This window comes from Actinokineospora lacus (genome assembly GCF_053813445.1).
In genome coordinates, this window is sequence record NZ_JBQERA010000009.1 from 106,459 (window position 1) to 129,127 (window position 22,669).

The window sequence follows — 22,669 nt, forward strand, 5'->3', positions numbered from 1 at the left end:
GTGGCCGGGTCGCGTTCCGTTCCCCTGGGGTGCGGCTGGAGTCCAGGGCTTGGCGCGGGGGTTCTCATCGGGTCAGCTCCAGTTCCCGGGAGGAGGCGGGCAGGACGGGGGCGGGGACGGTCACCACGACCCCGGCCGAGTAGCGCTCGTCCCGGCCGGTGACCAGGACGCCGCCCCACTCGGCGGCGGACAGGTGCTCGGCGAGGGCCACCCACGGCCCGGCGCACGCGTGCCCCGGGTGCTCGGCCAGGCCGCCGGTCCACGCCCCGGGCTCCGGGGCGACCTGCGGGCGGCTGATGGGCAGCGCCCCGCCCGCGGTGAGCAGCAGCGCGACCGCGGTGTCGCCCTCGGGCGCCGGGCTGCCGTCTTCTGGCGGCAGCGTGCTCTGCTCCAGCACCAGGACCAGCGCCCTGGCCGCGCTCCCCGACCGCACGCGGTCGTAGGCGAGGCGCAGGGCGGTGAACGGGGCGGTCACCCCCTGGTCGGTGATGCCGACGATGAGCGGGTCGGTGCCCATCAGGTGCGAGAGCAGGCAGGCGGGCAGGCTCTGGTGGCGGCAGTCGGGGGTGGCGTCGACCACCACCACCAGGTCCACCCCGGTGAGGTCCAGCTCGTCGTGCGCGCGCTGGGCCATGTCGTGGTAGGTGACGAACGGCTTGCCCGCCTGCCACCCCGGGTCGAGGTCGCCGTGGATGGCGGCGGTCTGGGTGTCGAACAGGCCGATCTCGTGCGGCCCCGAGGTCGAGTCCGCCCCGGTGAACCGGAGGACCCTGACCTGCTCCAGGCCCGGGGCCGCCGGGACGGGTCCCGGCGGCGCTCCGGTGTGGCTGATGGCGGGCACCGCCGTCACCGGCTCTCGGCGAGGAACTCGGCCAGCGCGCCCACGGTCTCCAGGTGGCGCTGCTCCAGGTTCTCCGGCTCGACCTGGATGTCCAGGCTGTCCTCCAGCGCCATCAGCAGGCCCAGGACGCTGGTGGAGTCCAGGTTGAGGTCGTCGAACAGGCGGGTCTCGGCGGTGACGCCGGTCAGCTCGGCGCCGACCACCTCGGAGAGGGCCGCGACGATGGCGGTGTGGACCTGGGTGTCGGGCAGGATCGCGGTCATGGCTGGTGGTGTCCTTTCAGGAGGATGGTTCTAGAATTCGTGGAGGATCTGCGGGGCGAGCGCGGTCTGCGAGTCGTCGCGCGAGCGGATGAGCAGGGCCCTGCCCTGGTGCACCATGACCTCGGCCGGGTAGCCGTGGCTGAGGAAGTGCACGGGCGAGGCGGTGGGGCCGTAGGCGCCGGAGCGCTCGACGCCGACGATGTCGCCGGGGGCCAGGTCGGCGGGCAGCTCGACGGCCTTGCCGAGGGTGTCGTTGGGCGTGCACAGCGGTCCGGTGACGTTCCACTTGACCGCCTCGGCGGCGCTGTCGCGGTTGATCAGGCGCATCGGGAAGTTGCGCTTGACGAACGAGCCGATGCCGACCGCGGCCATGTGGTGGTTGGTGCCGCCGTCGGCGACGGCGAAGCGCTCCCCCATCGACTCCTTCACGTAGCGGACCTGCGTGGCGTAGGTGCCGCTGTGGCCGACCAGGTAGCGGCCCAGCTCCATGACCAGGCGGGTCTCGGGGTGGCGGGCGTGGAAGTCGGCGAAGACGGGGTTGAGCTTGGTCGTCAGGTCCTCGACGTCGAGGTCGCGCTCCCCGGCGAAGTACGCCACGCCCAGGCCGCCGCCGACGTCGACCAGGCCCAGCGGGACGCCGGTGGCCGCCGACAGGGTCTCGGCCAGTTCCAGGATGCGCTGGGAGTTCTCCACGACGACGTCCTCGGTGAGGAAGCGCGTGCCCATGTACGCCTGGAACCCGATGAACTGGACCGACGGGTAGTCCGAGGGCAGGTCGGCGCGCTCCATCAGGGCGGCCTCGTCGATGCCGAACTGGCGGGGCTTGCCGCCCATCGTCAGGCCGCCGCCCTTGACCGCGAAGCTCGGGTTGACCCGCAGCACGACCTTGGCGGGCACCGCCATCTCCTTGGCGGTGGCGTCGATCGCGGCCAGCTCGCCGAAGGACTCGCAGATGAGGGTGACGCCCTCCTTCAGGCACGCGGTGATCTCGTTCTGGCTCTTGCCGGGGCCGAGGAACATGGTCTGCTCGGCGGGCACCCCGACCTTGCGGACGGTCAGCAGCTCGGTCATCGAGGAGACCTCGGCCCGCGCGCCCAGCGAGTGCAGCAGCGCGCACACGCTGATGTTCGGGTTGGACTTGAGCGAGAAGAAGATCTCCACGGCCGGGTGCAGCCGCGAGCGCAGGCCGGTGAACTGGCCGGTGATGACGGCGCCGTCGTAGATGTAGAGCGGGGTGCCGAAGCGCTCGGCCAGCTCGGTGACGGGGACGCCCTGGATCTCAGGCATGGGCGGGAACCTCCTTGCGCAGGCCCGCGACGGCCGCGGCGATCGCGGTGTCGACGGCGGTGAGTTCGGCGTCGTCGGACGCCATGAGCAGGCCGTAGAGCCGCCCGGAGAACGGGCCGTCACCCGCGGCGGCGTTGACGGTGGCGAAGTTGTTGACCAGCAGGCCGGAGCCGCCGGGGGTGTAGAGCAGCCCGCCGAGCGCGGCGCGCAGCTCGGCGAACCCGATGGGCTCGGTGAGCGCGACGTCGTACTGGCGGGCCAGGGCCACGGTGCCGGGGCCCATGAACCGCTCCTGGATCGGCACGCCGTAGGTGGACATGTTGTTGCGGGCGTTGATCTCCAGCACCGGCAGCAGGCCGCCGTCGGTGGTGGTGATGGCGTCGACGCCGACGAGGCCGTGGAAGTTCACGCTGGCCAGGTGTTTGCCCAGCACGTGCGCGGTCTCCACGATCTCGGCGCGCTGCGCCGCGGTGATGCGGGCCGGGATACGGTGTCCCTTGTGGACTCCGCCGGAGGTGATGGCCTCCTTGACGAAGTCGAACCGGACGCCGCCGTCGCGGCCGACGGTGAAGTGGTAGTTGAGGTCGGCGGCCTTGTCCGCCCACTCCTCGACGACGACGGCGATGCGCGGGTCGCCGGTGCGCTCGGCGCGCCGGGTGACCATGCGCACGAGCTGGTCGAAGCGCTGTTCGCGGTCGATGACCGCGATGCCCTTGCCGGACACTCCGTAGGCGTCCTTCACGCCGACCTTGCGGCCCGCGGCGACCGACGCCTTGGCCTCCTCGGCGGCGGCGCGGAACTCCTCGACGGTCTCGCACTCCCAGCCGGTGGCCAGCGGGATGCCCAGCTCGCGGGCGAGCCTGCGGCTGTAGACCTTGCTGTTGACGGCCTTGACCAGCCCGACCGGCGGCAGCGCCGAGGGCAGCCCGGTGGCCGCGCAGAGCCGCTCCTCCAGCTCGGACATGCCGTGCGGGAGCAGCTGGTGGCCGGAGCGGGCCAGCTCGGCGAGCCTGGCCTGCAGCACGGGCGACTCGACGGCGTCGGCGCTGACGGTGTTCTCCGGGTTGTTGCGGTCGACCACGAGGACGCGCGGCAGGCCGATGCCCAGGCCCTCCAGGTAGGCCAGGTAGTCCGGGTCGGGCCGGGACTTCAGGACGACGTGGTCGTCCTCGCCCGCGAGCAGCAGCGCGAACTCGTCCATGCGGTTGACCACGGCCGCCGCGGAGCGCCCGCCCGCGGTGGGCAGGCCGATCTCGTCGCGGGCCCACTCGTCCTCGACCTCGAAGTTGCCGAGGAACACGAGCGGGGTGGCGGCGTCGCCGGTGCAGGCCGCTTTCACGCCTTCCAGGAAGGAGTGCTGGGGTGGGGACATGGGGGTGCTTCCCTTCGGGTCGGTGCCGCGGGACGGCGGTGATCAGTGCCGTGGACGGCTGGGTGATCAGTGCCGCAGGACGGCGGCGGAGAACGTGGCGCCGAGGCCGACGGAGGCCATCAGGTAGTGCTCGCCCGGCTGCAGGCGGCCCGCGGCGAGCGCGTCGACGTAGTTGATGAACGGGTCGGCGGTGAAGCAGTGGCCGGTGACCGGGATGTTGTCCAGGAACACGCGGGTGAGCGGGATGCCGAGCACCTTGCACGCCCACGACCAGGACAGCCGGTTGACGTTGTGCGGCAGCAGGAGCGCGAGGTCGGCGACGGCGATCCCGGCCGCGTCCGCCGCCTCGGTGATGACCTCGGCGAGCAGGTCGTTGTGCTCGTTGAGGAAGCCGGGGTCCAGCGGGTCGGGCGGGAAGGCGTCGCTGTACTGGCCGCGGGTGCGGGTGGCGTAGCCGAGCAGCTCGTCGCGCTCGCCGGAGGCGGTCACCAGGCAGGCCGCGGTGGACTCGCCCATCACCGTGCTCTCCGGGATCATCTCCAGGGCGTCGGTGTAGACCTTCTCCCCCACCAGCACCAGGGCGAGCGCGTCCGGGTCCTGGTCTGCGGCGAGCAGGCCGCCCGCCACCTCGACGGCGAGCAGGCCGCTGGCGCAGGCGTGCTGGGTGACGGTGAACGCGACCGCCTCGGTGAGGCCGAAGTCGTCGCAGATGCGCTGGAGCGTGCGGTCCATCCGCTTCTCCACTGTGGACACTGTCCGCGCCGCGATCACGTACTTGACGCGGTGCTCGTTGCCCTTGAGCTCCTTGAGCGTGGCGACGGCGGCCGACAGCGTGGTGCGCAGGTCCTCGCCGGGGGCGCGGCGGACGCTGTCGAGCCCGTAGAACTTGCGGAACGTCCACAGGGCGCGGGCGTCCATGCCCAGCCGGGCGCCGAGGTCGGTGATGGCGATGGCGTGGTCGGGTTTGCGGGCGCCGACCTCCAGCAGGGCGGTCACGGGCGGGCTCCGATCAGCTCGGGCTCGGCGGCCGGGCTCGGCCACCAGAGGTCGTCGGGGGTGAGCGCGGCGGGGCTGTACTTGCCGAGGGCGCTGATCAGCAGCCGCGCTTCGAGGGCGAGCGCGTCGACGAGGCGCTCCAGGCCCGCGTCGGGGTCCTCGGCGACGGCCAGCAGCGCGGCCCGGCCCAGGCCGACGGCGGTGGCGCCGGAGGCCAGCGCGCGGACGGTCCGCGCGCCCTCCCACATCCGGCCGCTGGCCAGCAGGCAGCCCTCGGGCCGCCCGATGCGGCGCAGGCACTCCCCGAGTGGGAGGCCGACGGAGTCCAGGAACGCGGTCGGCGCCCATCCGGTGCCGCCCTCGGCGCCGTCGACGGTGACCGCGTCCGCGCCCGCCGCCCAGGCGACGCGGGCCGCGGCGGCGACGTCGCGGCCGGGGAAGAGCTTCACCCAGATCGCGGCGCGCGGGAAGTTGTTGCGCATGAACCGGATCTGCTGGCGGACGATCTCCTCGGTGAACGTGCCGGGGGTGGCGCAGCGCAGCTCGGCGTCCGCGCCGAGCACCGGGCGCACGGCGAAGCGCTCGCGCAGGCGCGCGGCCTCGGCGGCGTCGAGGACGGTCATGCCGCCCAGCCCGGGTTTGGCGCCCTGGCCGATCTTCAGCTCGAAGGCGAGCCGCCCGGTCTCCAGCAGCGGGGTCGCCAGCGGCGAGCTGTAGACGAGGTTCCACACCTCGGCGTCGGCGTCCTCGGTGCTCTGCTGCACGGTGACACCGCCGAGGTTCCCGCCGACGTCCTCCGAGGCGGCCAGGTAGGTCTCGATCCTGGCCAGCATCGGCGACGCCGCGCCCGCGCCGTGCACGGGGACGACGTTCTCCCCGATGACCATGGGGATGCCCAGCCGCCCGGCCTGGGCGCTGGCCGCGGTGCTCAGCTCCCTGGCCCCCAACCGGGTCGAGCCGAAGGCGGAGAGGTACAGCGGCAGCGCGGAGCGGAAGCCGCCCACGGTGGTGGCCAGGTCGACGTCGTCGTGGCCGGGCTCGCGGCCCAGCTCGATGAGCTTGCCGAGCCGTTCGGGCATGAACACCGGGGGCGCGATGCGCGCGGCGTCCAGGTCGTCCGGGCGGTGGGCGGGGTCGGCGCCGAACACGCGGGTGCCGTAGGAGTCGGCGGGCGGGAACACGGCGGCGGTGCCGCGGCGGGCGCGGTCGCGGACCCGCTCGGCGGGGAAGCCGGGGGACTCGATCACGGCGCGGCCACCCCCGGGAGCTTCGGGTAGGCGCTGACCTGCCAGAGCGCGTCCAGGCCGGTGAGGAAGCGGACCATGCGCTGCACGCCCATGCCGAACCCGGCGCTGGACGGGATGCCCTCGCGGGCCATGCGCAGGTACCAGTCGTACTTGGCGGGGTTCTCGCCGCTCTCCCGCATGCGGGTGACGATGGTGGCGTAGTCGGACTCGCGCTCGCTGCCGCTGACCAGCTCGCCGTAGCCGCCGTGCGCGATGAGGTCGAAGTTGCGCAGCGAGCCGGGGCGCTCGGGGTCCTCGCGGTCGTAGAAGCCGCGCGAGCCCTTGGGGTAGTCGGTGATGAAGAACGGGCGCTCCGCCTTGTGCGACAGGCGCTCCTCGCCCTCCCAGTCGATCTCGCCGTCGGCGGACTGCGGGTGCCCGACCGCGTGCAGCTGCTCCACAGCGGACTCGTGGGTGCACCGGTCGAACGGGCCCGCCAGCAGCTCGGTGAACGCCTCCGGGTCGCGGCCAAGGCCGCGCAGCACGTCGGGCACGGTCTCCCAGACGCGGGTGACGACGTGCTGGAGCATGCCCTGCGCGACGGCCATCGCGTCCTCGCGGGTGCCGTGCGCGATCTCGACGTCGATCTGGTGGAACTCCACCAGGTGGCGGCCGGTCCCCGCGGTCTCGACGGGTTCGAGGCGCACGTTCGGGGCGATGTAGAACAGCTTCGGGAAGCCGCGCAGCGACGCCTGCTTGTAGAGGATCGCGCTGGTCATCATCTTGTAGCGGTGGCCGTAGAAGTCGACGTCGATGGCCTTGGCCCCGCGCCCGCCCGGGTCGGTGACCGGGCCGATGAGCGGCGGCAGCAGCTCGGTGAAGCCCTGGCCGCGCAGGAAGTCGCGGGCGGCCTGCAGGGCCTCCTGCTGCACTGCCATCGCCGCCAGGGTCGTCGGGGCGACCAGGTGCTCGGCCAGTTCTGGGTGGTGCATCTCGCCTCCGGGGGTCATCGGTCGAACTTTCGGGCCACCTGGTGCAGTGCGGAGAGCAGCCGCTCCGAGGTCAGCGGCGGGGTGCGCGAGGGCGGCCCGGCGATCGGCATGGCGCCCACGTCCGACCAGCGCAGCCAGCCGTCGGCGTCGACGGTGCCGCGGGCCTGCCCGGCGTTGTCCGGGTGCGCGCAGAACGGGACGTCGAGCACGCCGGTGGCGAACGCCTCGGCGAGCGCGGTCCCGATGTCGGGGTGCAGGTCGAGCACGGCGTCGACGAGCGCGCGGGCCTCCGCCAGCAGGCCGGTGTCCGCCGGTGGCGGCTGTCTGCTCGCCGTGGCCGCGGTGGCGGCGGCCAGTTCGAGCGCGGCGACGTTCTCCTCGACGGTCGGGATGCGGTGCGCCTCGGCGGTGGTCTTGACGATGAGCCGCTCGGCGCCGGTGCGCACGGCCAGCTCCGCGGAGGCGGCGAGCAGGTTGCGCGCGCCGCGCGCGGTGCGCGGGAACACGCCCATGTACGTGTAGAGCACGACGTGCCAGTCGGTGTCGGCGGGCAGGTGCTCGGCGGCCAGGGTGCGCAGCGCGTGCAGCGCCTCGGCGTCCTGCTCGGCGCTGGTCTGCTGGGCGTAGCTGAGCGAGACGCTGCGGATGCCGTGGCGGGTGAAGAAGACCGACTCCAGCACGCTGACCGCGATGAGCAGCGAGGGCGGGCAGAGCTGCCCGAGCAGGCAGCCGCCGAAGCTCTCCACGTGCGCGCCCTCGGCGTGCTCGGCGAGGTGCTCGCAGGCGCGCCGCCAGTTGGCGACCGACTCGGCCAGCGGGGTGCGGCCGTAGGGCAGGCAGTAGGAGACGGGCCCGCCCTCGGTGGCGTGCAGGCCCGCGTCGGTGAGCGCGCGGACGATGGGCGCCGGGGTGGACGAGCCGTGCCGGACCTGCACCGGGTAGTCCGGGCTGTGCAGGGACCGGGTGGCGGCCGTCGGGTGCGTCGCGATCGGGTAGCCGTTCAGCGAGGTCGCGGTGCGCGCGGTCGTGAGGTCGCCGGTGCGGGTGTAGCTGTCGACGGTGATGGTGCCCACGGTCGTCGCCTCCGCCGCGCGGGTGGCGGCCAGGCCGCGGCGCATCGCGCGGTGGTCGCCGAACCCCATGCGGGGCTGGACGACGAGCGCGGGCGCCCGCTTGACGTACTCGCCGAAGGTGATCACGACGCCACCCGCGCGGCGTCGGCGAGGAACCGGTCGAACGCGGCGAGGTCGCCGTCGGCGAAGACCGCGGTGGCCCCGGCCGCGTGCAGGGGGCCGACGTCGGCGGCGGAGCCGGTGGTGAGCTTGCCCCCGATGACGACCGGCAGCCCGGCCAGCTCGGGCCGGGCCCGGATCGCCGCGACGGCCCGCTGCCCGTCGACCAGCCCGTGGCCGTTGACGGTGCTGATGACCACCAGCGAGGGCGCCAGCCGCACGCACTCCTCGGCGAGCAGGTCGGCGGGCACGCAGGGCCCGAGGTTGACGACGTCGTGTCCGCGCTCGCCGCAGTACAGCTCCAGGAAGACGAGGTTCCACGTGTGCGAGTCCGAAGCCGTCCCGGTCACGATCACTGGTGCACGCTTGCGACGCACGTCGGGGACACGGCGAACAGACATGGTGCTTCCCGCTTCCAGCTGAGTGTTTTCCCTGCGACTCCGGCGGTTCTGCCGGACAGGGGAAACCTAAGCGGCGCGCGGGCCCGCCTGCGGTAGTTGCGGCGGCAGCTCCACGGGCAGTCGACGGGCACGACCTGCGGGGCACGACCTGCGGGAACGACCTGCGGGAATGCCGAAGGGCGGCGCACCCCGTTTCCGGGGTGCGCCGCCCTTTCGCGCCGAGTCTCAGGCGTACTGGGCCTGCAGGCTCTTGGGGCGCATGTCGGTCCAGGTGGTCTCGATGTGGGCGAGGCAGGCGTCGCGGGTGTCCTCGCCGAAGGTGGCGGTCCAGCCCGCCGGGGTGGGGGCGAAGGTGGGCCAGAGGCTGTGCTGGCCCTCGGCGTTGACGAGCACGACGAAGGCGCCGTCGGTGTCCTCGAAGGGGTTGGCCATGTCGGGGCTCCAATCAGGTGGGTGGATCAGGCTGTGGGGATCTTGTTGTCGGACAGGGCGGCGGCGATGGCGGTGCCGATGTCGGTCAGGGGGGCCGGGTCGGCCATGCGCAGGTGCGCGGCGTCGATGTCGTGGGCGAGCACCTCCCCGGTGATGTGCTCGCGCCAGGCTTGCGCGGTCGGGGTGTTCGGGAAGCGGTCCCGGGTCGCGGTGAAGAACAGCATGTCCCCGGTGAAGGTGGCCGGGTGGTGGGCGCGCATCAGTCGCATGTGGGCGACGGAGGCGTGCACGAGGGTGACCGTCTCGTCCTCGGTGAAGTCGGCGACGACGGGGTCCTCGGCGCGCAGGGTGCGGGCCAGGGCGGTGGCGTCGAAGACGGTGTGCTCGGCGCGGGCTTGCGGGGAGGCGAGGAGGATGTCGAGGATCTGCTCGAGCGTGACCTCCGTGCCCCGCTGTCCCTCGGGCACCGGGTAGGCGTCCATGAGGGCCAGCAGGTCGACCTCTTCGCCGTCGGCCTGGAGCTGGGCGGCCATCTCGTGGGCGACGACGCCGCCGAACGACCACCCGAGCAGGCGGTACGGCCCGTGCGGCTGGACGCGGCGGATCTGGCCGATGTAGTCGGCCGCCATCTCCGCCACCGAGGAGACCCGGTAGTCGGGGTCGGTGAGGCTGCGGGTCTGCAGGCCGTGGATCGGCACGTCGACGTGCCTGGCCAGGCCCGCGTAGGGCCAGCTGAGGCCCATGCCGGGGTGCACGCAGAACAGCGGCGTGCCGGTGCCCGCGGTGCGCAGCGGCAGCAGCGGGCGCAGTGCCGCGGTGCTGGACTTGGGTTCGCCGAGCCGCTGGGCCAGCGCCGCCGGGGTGGGCGCCTGGAACAGGTCGCGCACGGACAGCCGGACGCCGAGGTCGGTGTGGACCCGGCTGAGCAGGCGCACGGCGATCAGCGAGTGCCCGCCGAGGTCGAAGAACCCGTCGTCGACGCCGACTTCGGGCAGCCCGAGCACTTCGGCGAAGAGGTTGCACAGCACCTGCTCGCGCGGGGTGCGGGCGGCGCGGCCCTCGGCCCGGTGCAGCTCGGGGGCGGGCAGCGCGGCCCGGTCGACCTTGCCGTTGGCGGTCAGCGGCAGGGCGTCGAGCAGCACGAACGCCGACGGGACCAGCTGTTCGGGCATCGCGGCGGACAGCTCGGCGCGCAACGCGGCCGCCGTGCAGGTCGGGGCCGCGGGGACGAGCTGTCCGGGCAGCTCGGCGGACAGTTCGGCGGACAGTTCGGCGCTCGGCGTCGCCGCTGCGCAGGCCGGGACGACGTAGGCGACCAAGCGCTTGTCGCCGGGGCGGTCCTCGCGGACGACGACGACCGCGAGGGCGACGTCGGGGCGGGCCGCCAGGGCGGTCTCCACCTCGCCGGGCTCGATGCGGTAGCCGCGGATCTTGACCTGGTGGTCGGCGCGGCCGAGGAAGCGCAGCTCGCCCGCGGTCGTCCAGGACACCAGGTCGCCGGTGCGGTACATGCGCTCACCGCTGCCGAACGGGTCGGCCACGAACCGCTGCGCGGTCAGCGCCGAGCGCCCGAGGTAGCCGCGGGCCAGCTGCTCGCCCGCGATGTACAGCTCACCCGACCCGCCCAGCGGGACCGGCTGGAGCTTGTCGTCCAACACGTACAGGCGGTTGTTGTCCAACGGCAGTCCCAAGTGGACGCTGTCGACACTGCCGGAGATCCGCTGCTGGCTGGACGCGAACGTGGTCTCCGTCGGCCCGTAGCTGTGCACGACAACGGTTCCCGGGCAGTGGTCCAGCACCCGCTGGATCGTCGCCTGGGCAACGACATCGCCGCCGGTCCACACCTCCTTGAGCCGGGCCAGGGCGTCGACCCGCTCGTCGGCCATCACCGCGAACAGCCCGGCGGTGAAGTACGCGGCGGTCACGTCCCGGCGGATGATGACCTCGGCCATGTGGTCGACGTCGGCGCCGTCGCCCTCGGCGATGACGAGTTCCCCGCCGAGCAGCAGCGGCACCCACATCTCGTAGACGGAGGCGTCGAACCCGAACGCCGAGTGCACCAGCATCCGCCGGTGGTTCTCCGCGTCCCAGCAGCGGTCGAACACCAGTTGCACGACGTTGGCGTGGGTGACGCCGACGCCCTTGGGGCGGCCGGTGGAGCCGGAGGTGAACATGACGTACATCAGGTCGTCCTCGCCGATCGGCACGCCCGGGTCGTCGAAGCGGCCGCGGCGGGACTGGTCGACCCGGATCACGGGTCCGGCGAAGGCGAGGTCGGTGCCAGCGTCCGTGTCGGTGACCATCGCGCTCACCCCGGCGTCGTCCAGGATCAGCTGGACGCGCGCCTCGGGGGCGTTGTCGGGCACGGGGACGTAGGCCGCGCCCGCCTTGAGCACGCCCAGGGTCGCGACCATCAGGTCCGCGGACCGGGCGACGCGCACGCCGACGGTGTCGCCGCGGCGCACCCCCGCCCGGATCAGCTTGTGCGCCAGCCGGTTGGCGGCGCGGTTGAGCTGGCGGAAGGTGAGCGAGCGCGTCTCGTCGGAGACGGCGACCGCCTTCGGGGTGCGGCGGGCGCGCTCGGCCAGCAGCGCGGGCACGGTGCCCGCCGGGACGGCGACGGGCACGGGGTTGAACCCGGTGAGCAGGCGCTCCCGCTCCCCCGCCTCCAGCAGGTCCACCGAGGACATGCGCAGCGCCGGGTCGGCGGCGACCGCGGTGAGCAGCCGGACCAGCCTGCGGGCCAGCAGCGCCACCGTCTCGCGGTCGAACAGGTCGGTGGCGAACTCCAGGGCGCCGCGCAGCCCGCCGCCGTCGGAGACGGTCAGCATCAGGTCGAACTTGGCGGTGCCGGTCTCGAACTCCTCGCCGGTCGCGGTGACCCCGCCGAAGTCGGCGCCGCCGTCCCCGGTGTTCTGCAGGACCAGCATCACCTGGAACAGCGGGTGGTGCGCGGTCGAGCGGGTCGGGTTGAGGTTCTCCACCAGGACCTCGAAGGGCAGGTCCTGGTGCTCGTAGGCGGCGAGGTCGTGCTCGCGGACCCGGTCGAGCAGTTCGGCGAAGGTCGGGTCGCCGGAGACGTCGGTGCGCAGCACCAGCGTGTTGACGAAGAACCCGACCAGCTCGTCCAGCGCCTCGTCCAGCCGACCGGCGGTCGCCGTGCCGATCGGGATGTCCTCGCCCGCGCCCAACCGGGACAGCAGCGCGGCGAAACCGGCCTGCAGCACCATGAACAGGGTCGTGCCGGATTCGGCGGCCAGCTCGGCCAGCCGGGCGTGCAGGTCCGCGCCGAGGTCGAAGGCGACGACGTCGCCCCGGTGCGACGCGGTCGCGGGCCGCGGCCGGTCGGCGGGCAGGTCGAGCACCTCGGGGGCGCCCGCCAGCGCGGTGCGCCAGTGGGCGAGCTGGCGGGCGGCCAGGCTGCCCGGGTCGGCGGCGTCGCCGAGCAGGTCGCGCTGCCAGAGCGCGTAGTCGGCGTACTGCACCGGGAGCGGCGCCCAGTCCGGGACGACCCCGGCCATGCGCGACTCGTAGGCGACGGCGAGGTCGCGCATCAGCGGGGCCATCGACCAGCCGTCGGCGGCGATGTGGTGCAGCAGGAACACCAGCACGTGCTCCTCGGGGGCGGCGCGCAGCAGCCAGACCCGCAGCGGGATCTCCGCGGCCAGGTCGAAGTCGTGGGCCAGGGCGACGTCCACGGCGGTGCGCAGGCCGTCCTGGTCGCCGGTGAAGTCGGCGACGGAGAGCACCGAGCGCACCTCCTCGACCGGGAGCACCGCCTGGAACGGCTCGCCGTCGACCGCCGGGAACACGGTGCGCAGCACCTCGTGCCTGCCGATCACGTCGAGCAGGGCGGCGGCGAAAGCGTCGGCGTCGACCGGGCCGGTGAGCCGCGACACCAGCGGCATCGCGTAGGAGCCGGTGTCGGCCAGGAACCACAGCCTGCGCTGGGCGAAGGACAGCGGCACCACGTCCGGGCGGGCCGCCGGGGCCAGCGCAGCCCTGGTGGTGGCGGCCCGGCCGTCGAGCAGCGCGTCCAGCCCGGCGACCGTGGGGGCCCGGAACAGGTCGGGGACGGCCAGGTCGACGCCGAGCACCGAGCGGACGCGGCTGATCAGCCGCACGGCCAGCAGGGAGTGCCCGCCGAGGTCGAAGAACCCGTCATCGATGCCGACCTCGGCCACGCCCAGCACCTCGGCGAACGCCGCGCACAGCGCCGCCTGCCTCGGGGTGGCCGCGCTCCGGCCGCCGCCCACGGCCTGGGCGGGCGCGGGCAGCGCGCGCCGGTCGAGCTTGCCGTTGGCGGTCAGCGGCAGCGCGTCGAGCACCACCATCGCCGAGGGCACCATGTACTCGGGCAGCCCGACGGCGATCGCCGCGCGGACCTCGTCCACGTCGATCGGGCCATCAACGGGAACGAGGTAAGCGACGAGGCGCTTGTCGCCGGGGCGGTCCTCGCGGACGACGACGGCCGCGCGGGCCACGGCCGGGTGGGCGGTCAGCGCCGCCTCGATCTCGCCGGGCTCGATGCGGTAGCCGCGCAGCTTCACCTGGCCGTCGGCGCGGCCGAGGAAGCGCAGCTCGGCGCGGGAGGTCCAGGCGACGAGGTCGCCGGTGCGGTACATGCGCTCACCGCTGCCGAACGGGTCGGCCACGAACCGCTGCGCGGTCAGCGCGGCGCGGCCCAGGTAGCCACGGGCCAACTGCTCGCCCGCGATGTACAGCTCGCCGGAACCGCCCAGCGGCACCGGCCGCAACCGGTCGTCCAAGACGTGCAGCCGGTTGTTGTCCAACGGCAGTCCCAGGTGGACAGTCTCCACACTGTCGGTGATCCGCTGCTGGCTGGACGCGAAGGTCGTCTCCGTCGGCCCGTAGCTGTGCACCACAACGGTGTCCGGACAGTGGTCCAGCACCCGCTGGATCGTCGCCTGGGCAACGACGTCGCCGCCGGTCCACACCTCCCGCAGCCTGCCCAGCGCGTCCACCCGCTCGTCGGCCATCACCGCGAACAGCCCGGCGGTGAAGTACGCGGCAGTGACATCCCGGCGGGCGATGACCTCGGCCATGTGGTCGACGTCGGCGCCGTCCCCTTCGGCGATGACGAGTTCCCCGCCGAGCAGCAGCGGCACCCACATCTCGTAGACGGAGGCGTCGAACCCGAACGCCGAGTGCACCAGCATCCGCCGGTGGTTGTCGAGGTTCCAGCAGCGGTCGAACACCAGCTGCACCACGTTGGCGTGGGTGACCCCGACGCCCTTGGGCCTGCCGGTGGAGCCGGAGGTGAACATGACGTACATCAGGTCGTCCTCGCCGACCGGCACGCCGGGGTCGGTGTCCTGGCCGTCGCCGTCGAGCGGCAGGACCGGGCCAGACCACTCAGGGCCGGACCACTCGGGGCCGGACCACTCGGGGCCGGACCACTCCGGGGCGCGGTCGCTGAGCAGCACCGTCGCGCCGGAGTCGGCCATGATCACCGCCAGCCGGGACGCGGGGGCGTTGTCCGGCACGGGCACGTAGGCCGCGCCCGCCTTGAGCACGCCCAGCACCGCGACCAGCAAGCCCGCGGTGCGCTCGGCCAGCACGCCGACCGCGCCGCCGCGCTCGACGCCCGCCGCGACCAGCCGGTGCGCCACCCGGTTGGCGGCGCGGTCCAGCTCGGCGAAGGTCAGCGACCGCGACTCGTCGGAGACCGCGACCGCGTCGGGTGTGGTCCGCACCCGCTCGGCGAACAGCGACACCGCCGTGCCCGCCGGAACGGCGCTCGGCGCGGGCGCCAGCAGGGCGGCCCGCTCGGGCTCGCCCGGCAGGGTCAGGTCGACCTCGCCGACCCGGACCCCGGCATCGGCGGCGACGGCCTCGAACAGCCGGGTGAGCCTGCGGGACAGCAGCTCCACAGTGGACCGGTCGAACAGGTCCGTGGCGAACTCGAAGGTGCCCGCCAGCCCGTCTCCCCCGTCGGCGGCGGTGAGCATGAGGTCGAACTTGGCGGTGTCGCGCTCCGCGCCCAGCTCCTCGACGCCGACCCCGCCGAACGAGTCGGCCGCGCCCGCGGTGTTCTGCAGCACGAGCATCACCTGGAACAGCGGGTGGTGCGCGGTCGAGCGGGCCGGGTTCAGCTTCTCCACCAGGACCTCGAACGGCAGGTCTTGGTGCTCATAGGCGGCCAGGTCGAAGTCGCGGACGCGGGCCAGCAGCTCGGCGAAGGTCGGGTCGCCGGAGACGTCCGTGCGCAGCACCAGCGTGTTGACGAAGAACCCGACCAGCTCGTCCAGCGCCTCGTCCAATCGGCCAGCGGTCGCCGTGCCGATCGGGATGTCCGCCCCCGCGCCCAATCGGGACAGCAGCGCGGCGAAACCGGCCTGCAGCACCATGAACGTCGTCGCGCCCGCGTCCGCGGCGATCCGGTTGAGCCGGGCCGTGGTGTCGGCGTCCAGGGCGAACGGGGCGACGTCGCCACGGTGCGCGGCGACCGCGGGGCGCGGCCGGTCGGCGGGCAGGTCCAGCACCTGCGGCGCGCCGTCCAGGGCGGCGGTCCAGAAGCCGGTCTGCTTCGACAGCAGGCTTTCCGGGTCGCTTTCCGCGCCCAGCAGCGCGCGCTGCCACAGCGCGTAGTCGGCGTACTGGACCGGCAGCGGCGTCCACCCCGGGGCGACGCCCGCTTGGCGCGACTCGTAGGCCATCGCCAGGTCCCGCATCAGCGGGGCCATCGACCAGCCGTCGGCGGCGATGTGGTGCAGCTGCACGACCTGCACCCACGACCCGGCGCCCTCGGCGAACAGCCAGACGCGCAGCGGGATCTCGGCGGCGAGGTCGAAGGTGTGCGCCAGCGCGGCGTCCACGGCGGCGGCCAGCGCGCCCGGGTCGCCGCTGTGGTCGGCGACCACCAGGCACGGTGGCACCTCGGCCGGGGACAGCACGGCCTGGAACGGCTCGCCGTCCACCGCCGGGAACACCGTGCGCAGCACCTCGTGCCGGGCCAGGACGTCGTCCAGCGCGGCGGCGAACGCGGCCGGGTCGACCTCGCCGGTCAGCCGGGAGGCGAAGGTGACGTTGTAGGAGCGGCCCTGCGCGAGCTCGCCCAGGAACCACAGCCGGTGCTGCGCGTAGGACAGCGGGACGACGTCCGGGCGCGGCATCGGCACGAGCGCGGCCCGCGCGGTGCCCGGGTGCTCGCCGAGCACCCGGTCCAGCCCGGCGACGGTGGGCTCGCGGAACAGGTCGCGCACGGCCAGGTCGACGCCCAGCGTCGCGCGGACGCGGCTGATCAGCCGGACCGCGAGCAGCGAGTGCCCGCCCAGGTCGAAGAAGCTGTCGTCCACGCCGACGGTGTCGAGCCCCAGCACCTCGGCGAAGATGGCGCTGAGCGCCTTCTCCCGCGCGGTGGTGGCGGCGCGGCCGGTGGACTCGCGGACCGGCGCGGGCAGCGCCCTGCGGTCCAGCTTGCCGTTGTTGGTCAGCGGCAGCCGCTCCAGCACGACGACGTCGGCGGGGACCATGTACTCCGGCAGCGCCCGGCCGACGTGGGCGCGCAGCTCCGGGGCGTCGATCGGCCCGGCAGGCACCACGTAGGCCACCAGCCGCTGGTCGCCCGGGGTGTCCTCGCGGGCGATGACCGCGGCCTGGGCGACGGTCCCGTGCCCGGCGAGCACGGACTCGATCTCGCCCAGCTCGATCCGGAAGCCGCGGATCTTGACCTGCTGGTCGACGCGGCCGATGTAGACGAGCCCGCCGTCGGCGGTCCACCGGGCGGCGTCGCCGGTGCGGTACATCCGCTCCCCCGGCGCGCCGAACGGGCAGGCCACGAACCTGGTCGAGGTCAGGTCAGGGCGGTCGAGGTAGCCGCGGGCCAGGCCCTCGCCGACCACGTACATCTCGCCGGTGACCCCAGGCGGCACCGGGCGCAGGCGCTCGTCCAGCACGTAGACGCGCAGGTCGGGGATGGGCACGCCGATGCCCGCGTGGTCGGGGCCGGTGAGCGCGAGGTAGCTGACGTGCACGGTGGTCTCGGTGATGCCGTACATGTTGATCAGCACGGGATCGGTGTGCTTGGCGTACCAGTCGCGCAGCTTCGCCGGTTCCAGCGCCTCGCCGCCGAAGACCACCCAGCGCAGCGCGAGCGGCAGGTCGCTGTCGCGGTCGGCCTCGATCAGCTGGTAGAAGGCGGACGGGGTCTGGTTGAGGACGGTGACGCCCTCCTCGGAGAGCAGCCGCCGGAAGTCCTGCGGGCTGCGGCTCACCTCGAACGGCACCACGACGAGCCTGCCGCCGTGGAGCAGCGCGCCCCACATCTCCCAGACGGAGAAGTCGAAGGCGTAGGAGTGGAACATCGTCCACACGTCGTCCGGCCCGAACCCGAACCAGGCTTCGGTGGAGTCGAACAGCCGCAGGACGTTGCGGTTGGTGATGACCGCGCCCTTGGGCTTGCCGGTGGACCCGGAGGTGTAGATGACGTAGGCCGCGTGCGCGTCGGCCTGCGGCCGGACGCGGTCGGCGTCGGTGACGGGCGCGTCGGGGAATCCGGGCGCGTCCACGGTGAGCGCCGGGCACGCCCAGTCGCCGTCGGCCAGCTCGGCCGTGGTGATCAGGCACCGCGGCGCGGAGTCGGCGAGCACGTACTCCACGCGCTCGCGGGGGTAGGCCAGGTCGACCGGGACGTACGCCGCCCCGGCGGTCGCCACGGCCACCACCGCGACCACCTGGTCGAGGGAGCGCGGCAGCAGCAGCGCGACCCGGTCCTCCGGGCCGACGCCGTCGGCGATCAGGCGCCGGGCCAGCCGGTTCGCCCGGCCCGCCAGTTCGGCGTAGGTCAGCTCCTCGCGGTCGCAGGTCACGGCCACGGCGTCCGGGGTGGCGGCGGCCTGCCTGGCGAAGGTCTCGGCCAACGACGGCGCGGTCAGCACCGGGTCGGCGTAGGCGGGCTGGCTCCAGGACAGCACCCGCTCGCGCTCGTCGCCGGTCATGACCTCGACGGCGGAGACGCGGGCGCCCGGGTCGGCGAGGACGGTCCCCAGCACGCGGACGAACCGCTCGGCCAGCGAGGCCGCGGTGCCCTTGTCGAACAGGTCGACCGCGTATTCCAGCAGGCCAGCGACCCCGGCGGGCGCGCCGCCCTCCAGCCGCTCGCGCACCGCCAGCGTCAGGTCGAACTTGGCGACCCTGCTGGTGTCTGCGGTGTCCCCCGTGTCTTCGGGCAGGGTGCCGAACGGCAGCGCCGTGTCGGTCTGCTGCACCAGCATCACCTGGAACAGCGGGTGCGTGGACTGCGAGCGCACCGGGTTCAGCGCCTCGACCAGCAGGTCGAACGGCAGGTCCTGGTGGGCGTAGGCGGCCAGGCCGTAGTCGCGGACGCGCTCGACCAGCTCGCCGAACGTCGGGTCGCCTGCCAGGTCGGTGCGCATCACCAGGGTGTTGGTGAAGAAGCCGACCAGCTCGTCGACGGCGTCGTCGGTGCGGCCCGCGACGACGGTGCCGACGGGGACGTCGGTCCCCGCGCCCATCCGGGACAGCAGCAGCGCGAACGCGGCCTGCACCACCATGAACACCGTGGCACCGGAGGACGCGGCGACCGCGAGCAGCCGGGCGTGGGTGTCGGCGTCGAGCGCGAAGGGCACCACGCCGCCGCGGTGCGACGGGACCTCCGGGCGCGGCCGGTCGGCGGGCAGCTCCAGCACCGGCGGCACGCCGTCGAGCGCCGCGCGCCAGAAGGCGAGCTGCGCCGCCGCGACACTGTCCTCATCGGACAGCTCGCCGAGCGCGGCGCGCTGCCACATCGCGTAGTCGGCGTACTGCACCGGCAGCGGCTCCCAGCGCGGGGGCGTCCCGGCGGCGCGGGCGGCGTAGGCGTCGGCCAGGTCGCGCAGCAGCGGGCCGGTCGACGTGCCGTCGGTGGCGATGTGGTGCACCAGCAGCACGAACAGCTCGCCGCCGAACAGCCACGCCCGCACCGGCAGCTCGCCGGAGAGGTCGAACCGGTGGTCCAGGGCGGCGGCGACGGCGGCGTGGTCGGCCTCGGGCACCACGGCCAGCTCGGGCACGGCCTCGCCCGGGTCCAGGATGGCCTGGAACGGCTCGCCGTCGATCTCCGGGTACAGCGTGCGCAGCACCTCGTGCCGGGCGACGACGTCGGCCAGCGCGGCGCGCAGGGCGGCGGCGTCCACCCCGCCGGGCAGGCGCAGCACGACGGGCACGTTGTAGGCCGCGCTCGGGCCCTCCAGCCTGCTGATGAACCACAGGCGGCGCTGCGCGTAGGACAGCGGGATCTGCGCGGGCCGCTCGACCGGGACCAGGGCGGGTCGGGCGACGGCCTCGGTTTGGGCGATCCGCCGGTCGAGCGCGGCGGCGCTGGGCGCCTGGAACAGGTCGCGGACGGTGATCTCCACCCCCAGCGCGGAGCGGACGCGCCCGGCCAGCTTCACCGCGAGCAGCGAGTGCCCGCCGGAGCGGAAGAAGTTGTCGCCGACGGCCACTGGCTTGCCCAGCGCGTCGGCGAACAGCCCGCGCAGGATCTCCTGGCGCGGCGTCAGCTCGACGGGGGTGACCTCGGCCGGGGGCGCGGTGATCGCGGCGGGCGCGGTCGTGGCGGGCCGGGTGTCGAGGTAGCGTCGCTCGGCGTCGCTCAGCGCGACGGCGCCCGGCGCGGCGGCGGGGTCATCGGCCATCGCCGCGAGCACCCGGGTGAAGACGGCCCCGAACAGCTCCGCGGTCTCGGCGTCGAACAGGTCGGCCGCGTACTCGAACCACATGCCCAGGCCCTGACCCTCGGCCAGCTCCACACAGGACACCGACAGGTCGAACTTGACCGTGCGCAGCTCGGCCGGGGCCTCCTCGACCACCAGGCCGGGCAGCGCGGCCTCGGCGGCCTCGTTGTTCTGCAGCGTCAGCATGACCTGCACCAGCGGGTGGTGGGCCAGCGACCGCTCCGGGTTGAGCCCCTCGACCAGCAGGTCGAAGGGCAGGTCCTGGTTGCCGTACGCGGCCAGCGCGGTGTCCCGGACCCGGCTCAGCAGCGCGGCGGCGTCCGGCTCGCCGGACAGGTCGGCGCGCAGGACCAGGGTGTTGACGAAGAACCCGACCAGCTCGTCCAGCGCCTCGTCGCCGCGCCCGGCGACGGCGGTGGCGATCGGGACGTCGCTCAGCCCGCCGACGCGGCCCAGCGCCGCGGCCAGGCCCGCCTGCAGCGCCATGAACAGCGTCGCCCCCTGGGAGCGGGCCAGCTCCAGCAGCCCGGCGTGCACCCGCCCGTCGACGTGCAGCACCACCCGCCCGCCCGCACCGGTCGGCGTGGCCGGGCGCGGGCGGTCCGCGGGCAGGGCCAGCACCGGCGCCGCGCCCGCCAACTGCTCCCGCCAGAACGCCAGCTGCTCCCCGGCCAGGCTCGTCGGGTCGTCCGGGTCGCCCAGCAGGTCCTGCTGCCAGAACGCGTAGTCGGAGTACTGCACCGGCAGCGGCTCCCAGTCCGGCGCCGCGCCGCCGGTCCTGGCCGCGTACGCGGTGGCCAGGTCGCGCATCAGCGGGGCCATCGACCAGCCGTCGGCGGCAATGTGGTGCAGCAGCACGACCAGCGTGTGGCGGTCCGGGCCCTCGGCGAAGAGACGGGTCCTGATGGGCGGGTCCACCGCGACGTCGAAGGGCTCGTTGGCGAACGGCTCGACCCCCGCCACCCCGTCCACCACGCCCAGCTCGGGGCGGAAGTCGGGGAGCACCCGCTGGCACGGCTCGCCGTCGACCGACGGGTAGACGGTGCGCAGGACCTCGTGGCGCCCCACCAGGTCGGCGAGGGCGGCGGCCAGCGCGCAGCGGTCCAGCGCGCCGCTCAGCCGCAGCACGACCGGGACGTTGTAGGCCGGGCTGGGCCCTTCGAGCCGGTTGACGAACCACAACCGGCGCTGCGCGTACGACAGCGGGATCACGGGGAACTCCTCAGGCGGGGATCGGACGGCTCAGGCAGCCAGCAGTGACTCGATGTGCCGCGCCAGGTCGCGCAGCCGGGGGTGCTGGTACGCGGCCTTGACGGGCAGCGCGATCCGCAGGTCGGTGCGGACCCGGGCGACCAGCTTGATCGCGAGCAGCGAGTGCCCGCCGAGCTTGAAGAAGTTGTCGTCCGGGCGGATGTGCGGCTTGCGCAGCACCTGCGACCAGACCTCGCCGATCATCTCCTCGACCGGCCCCGCCAGGACTTCCGCCGGGGTGCCCGACGGGGCGGGCTCAGCCGGGTCGGGCAGGGCGTCGCGGTCCAGCTTGCCGTTCACGGTGCGCGCGAACTCGGCCACCGGGACGATCCGCGACGGGACCATGTACGGCGGCAGCGTCGTCGCGGCGTGCGCGGTCAGCTCCTCGGGGTCGGCGTCGCCCCGCACGTAGGCCACCAGCGAGTCCTCGCGCAGCGCGACGGCGACCTCGGTGACGCCGGGGTGCCCGCACAGCGCGGCTTCGACCTCGCCCAGCTCCACCCGGTAGCCGCGCACCTTGACCTGCCCGTCGCGGCGGCCGACGTACTCCAGGGCGCCGTCGGCGCGGCGGCGGGCCAGGTCGCCGGTGCGGTACATCCGGCCGCCGTCGCCGCCCAGGTCGGCCACGAACCGTTCGGCGGTCAGCCGCGGCCTGCGCCGGTAGCCGCGGGCGACGCGGGCGCCGCCCAGGTAGATCTCGCCGAGCTCGCCGTCGCCGACCGGGTTCAGCTTGTCGTCCAGCAGCATCAGCCGCAGACCCGGCAGCACCGAGCCGATGGTCGGGGTGTCCCCGCCCAGCCAACCCACGGTGGCGTCCACTGTGGTCTCGGTCGGGCCGTACAGGTTGGCGGCGCGGATGATCCCGGCGTCGACCAGCGCGACGAGCCGCCGCCACAGGGCCGGGTTGATCGGCTCGCCGCCGATGAGCAGGCTCAGCGGCTCACCCGTGCGTTCCCCGAGGTGATCGATGAGGGCGTCGGCGTGGGTCGGGGTGAGGTCGAGGTCGGTCAGCGCCTGGTCGGCGACGAGCTGGGCCAGCAGGGCGGGGTCGGCGCGGGTGGCGTCGTCCACCATGACGACGGTGTCGCCCCGGCAGAGCCGCGTCCACTGCTGCACCGAGGCGTCGAAGGACGCCGAGGCGTTCCAGCCGACCCGGCCCGCGGTGGTCGCGGCGACGCCGACGGCCTCCAGGTCGGCCAGCAGGATCGCGGCGTTGCGCCGGGTCACCTCGACGCCCTTGGGCAGGCCGGTGGAGCCGGAGGTGTAGATGACGTAGGCCAGCGCGTCCGGGCCGACCGCGACGGGCGCGATCGACGCCTCGGCGAGCACGTCGCCGAGGCTGTCGGCGTCGATCAGCACGTCCGCGCCGGAGTCGTCGAGCAGGTACCGCTTGCGGGCGGGCGGCAGCGCCGGGTCGACCGGCAGGTACGCCGCCCCCGCGGTGAGCGTGCCGAGCAGCGCGACCACGAGGTCGACGCCGCGCGGCAGGCTGATCGCGACGACGCTCTCCCGGCCGACGCCGCGCTCGGCGAGTCCGGCGGCGACGCGGCCCGCCGCCTCGCGCAGCTCGCCGAAGGTCAGGTCGCGGCCGTCGGCGACCAGCGCGATGCGCTCGGCGGGGACCTCGGCGAGGCGCGCGATGAGGTCGGGGGCGTGGGTGGTGAGGGGCTGGGTCATCG

12 protein-coding genes are annotated in these 22,669 nt (G+C 74.1%); all 12 read right to left on the minus strand.

The window, feature by feature from the left end:
- Positions 1-64 precede the first annotated feature (64 nt).
- The 12 genes from ACTG9Q_RS22650 to ACTG9Q_RS22705 all read right to left on the minus strand — a co-directional run bounded on the left by ACTG9Q_RS22650 (position 65) and on the right by ACTG9Q_RS22705 (position 22,667).
- Positions 65-841 (minus strand): hypothetical protein, encoded by a 777-nt coding sequence (locus ACTG9Q_RS22650; RefSeq protein ID WP_455574860.1) that lies wholly within the window; start codon positions 839-841, stop codon positions 65-67.
- Between the two features lie 5 nt (positions 842-846).
- Positions 847-1,104, minus strand: a complete 258-nt coding sequence (locus tag ACTG9Q_RS22655; protein WP_455574861.1) for an acyl carrier protein — start codon at positions 1,102-1,104, stop codon at positions 847-849.
- 30 nt (positions 1,105-1,134) lie between these two features.
- The gene (locus ACTG9Q_RS22660; protein ID WP_455574862.1) at positions 1,135-2,391 is read right to left on the minus strand and encodes a diaminopimelate decarboxylase; all 1,257 of its coding nucleotides are present in this window, start codon (positions 2,389-2,391) and stop codon (positions 1,135-1,137) included.
- Positions 2,384-3,763 (minus strand): preATP grasp domain-containing protein, encoded by a 1,380-nt coding sequence (locus ACTG9Q_RS22665; protein WP_455574863.1) that lies wholly within the window; start codon positions 3,761-3,763, stop codon positions 2,384-2,386. The genes ACTG9Q_RS22660 and ACTG9Q_RS22665 overlap by 8 nt, the downstream gene beginning before the upstream one ends.
- 66 nt (positions 3,764-3,829) lie before the next feature.
- Positions 3,830-4,759 (minus strand): 3-oxoacyl-[acyl-carrier-protein] synthase III C-terminal domain-containing protein, encoded by a 930-nt coding sequence (locus tag ACTG9Q_RS22670; protein ID WP_455574864.1) that lies wholly within the window; start codon positions 4,757-4,759, stop codon positions 3,830-3,832.
- Complete coding sequence (locus ACTG9Q_RS22675) at positions 4,756-6,006, minus strand: glutamate synthase-related protein (RefSeq protein WP_455574865.1); 1,251 nt, start codon at positions 6,004-6,006, stop codon at positions 4,756-4,758. Before ACTG9Q_RS22675 ends, ACTG9Q_RS22670 begins: the two co-directional genes overlap by 4 nt.
- Positions 6,003-6,995 carry an asparagine synthetase A gene (locus ACTG9Q_RS22680; RefSeq protein WP_455574866.1) on the minus strand — a complete coding sequence of 331 codons (993 nt, stop codon included), beginning with the start codon at positions 6,993-6,995 and terminating at the stop codon, positions 6,003-6,005. Before ACTG9Q_RS22680 ends, ACTG9Q_RS22675 begins: the two co-directional genes overlap by 4 nt.
- Positions 6,992-8,173, minus strand: coding sequence for a methylaspartate mutase (locus tag ACTG9Q_RS22685; protein WP_455575055.1), 1,182 nt, complete (start codon positions 8,171-8,173; stop codon positions 6,992-6,994). Before ACTG9Q_RS22685 ends, ACTG9Q_RS22680 begins: the two co-directional genes overlap by 4 nt.
- Entirely contained in the window at positions 8,173-8,559 is a 387-nt protein-coding gene (locus ACTG9Q_RS22690) for a cobalamin B12-binding domain-containing protein (RefSeq protein ID WP_455574867.1), read from the minus strand. The genes ACTG9Q_RS22685 and ACTG9Q_RS22690 overlap by 1 nt, the downstream gene beginning before the upstream one ends.
- A gap of 276 nt (positions 8,560-8,835) precedes the next feature.
- On the minus strand, positions 8,836-9,042 hold the full coding sequence (locus ACTG9Q_RS22695) for an MbtH family protein (protein ID WP_455574868.1): 207 nt from the start codon (positions 9,040-9,042) through the stop codon (positions 8,836-8,838).
- A gap of 26 nt (positions 9,043-9,068) precedes the next feature.
- The gene (locus ACTG9Q_RS22700; protein ID WP_455574869.1) at positions 9,069-20,951 is read right to left on the minus strand and encodes an amino acid adenylation domain-containing protein; all 11,883 of its coding nucleotides are present in this window, start codon (positions 20,949-20,951) and stop codon (positions 9,069-9,071) included.
- A 30-nt stretch (positions 20,952-20,981) separates the two neighbouring features.
- On the minus strand, positions 20,982-22,667 hold the full coding sequence (locus tag ACTG9Q_RS22705; RefSeq protein ID WP_455574870.1) for a non-ribosomal peptide synthetase: 1,686 nt from the start codon (positions 22,665-22,667) through the stop codon (positions 20,982-20,984).
- Between the last annotated feature and the right edge of the window lie 2 nt (positions 22,668-22,669).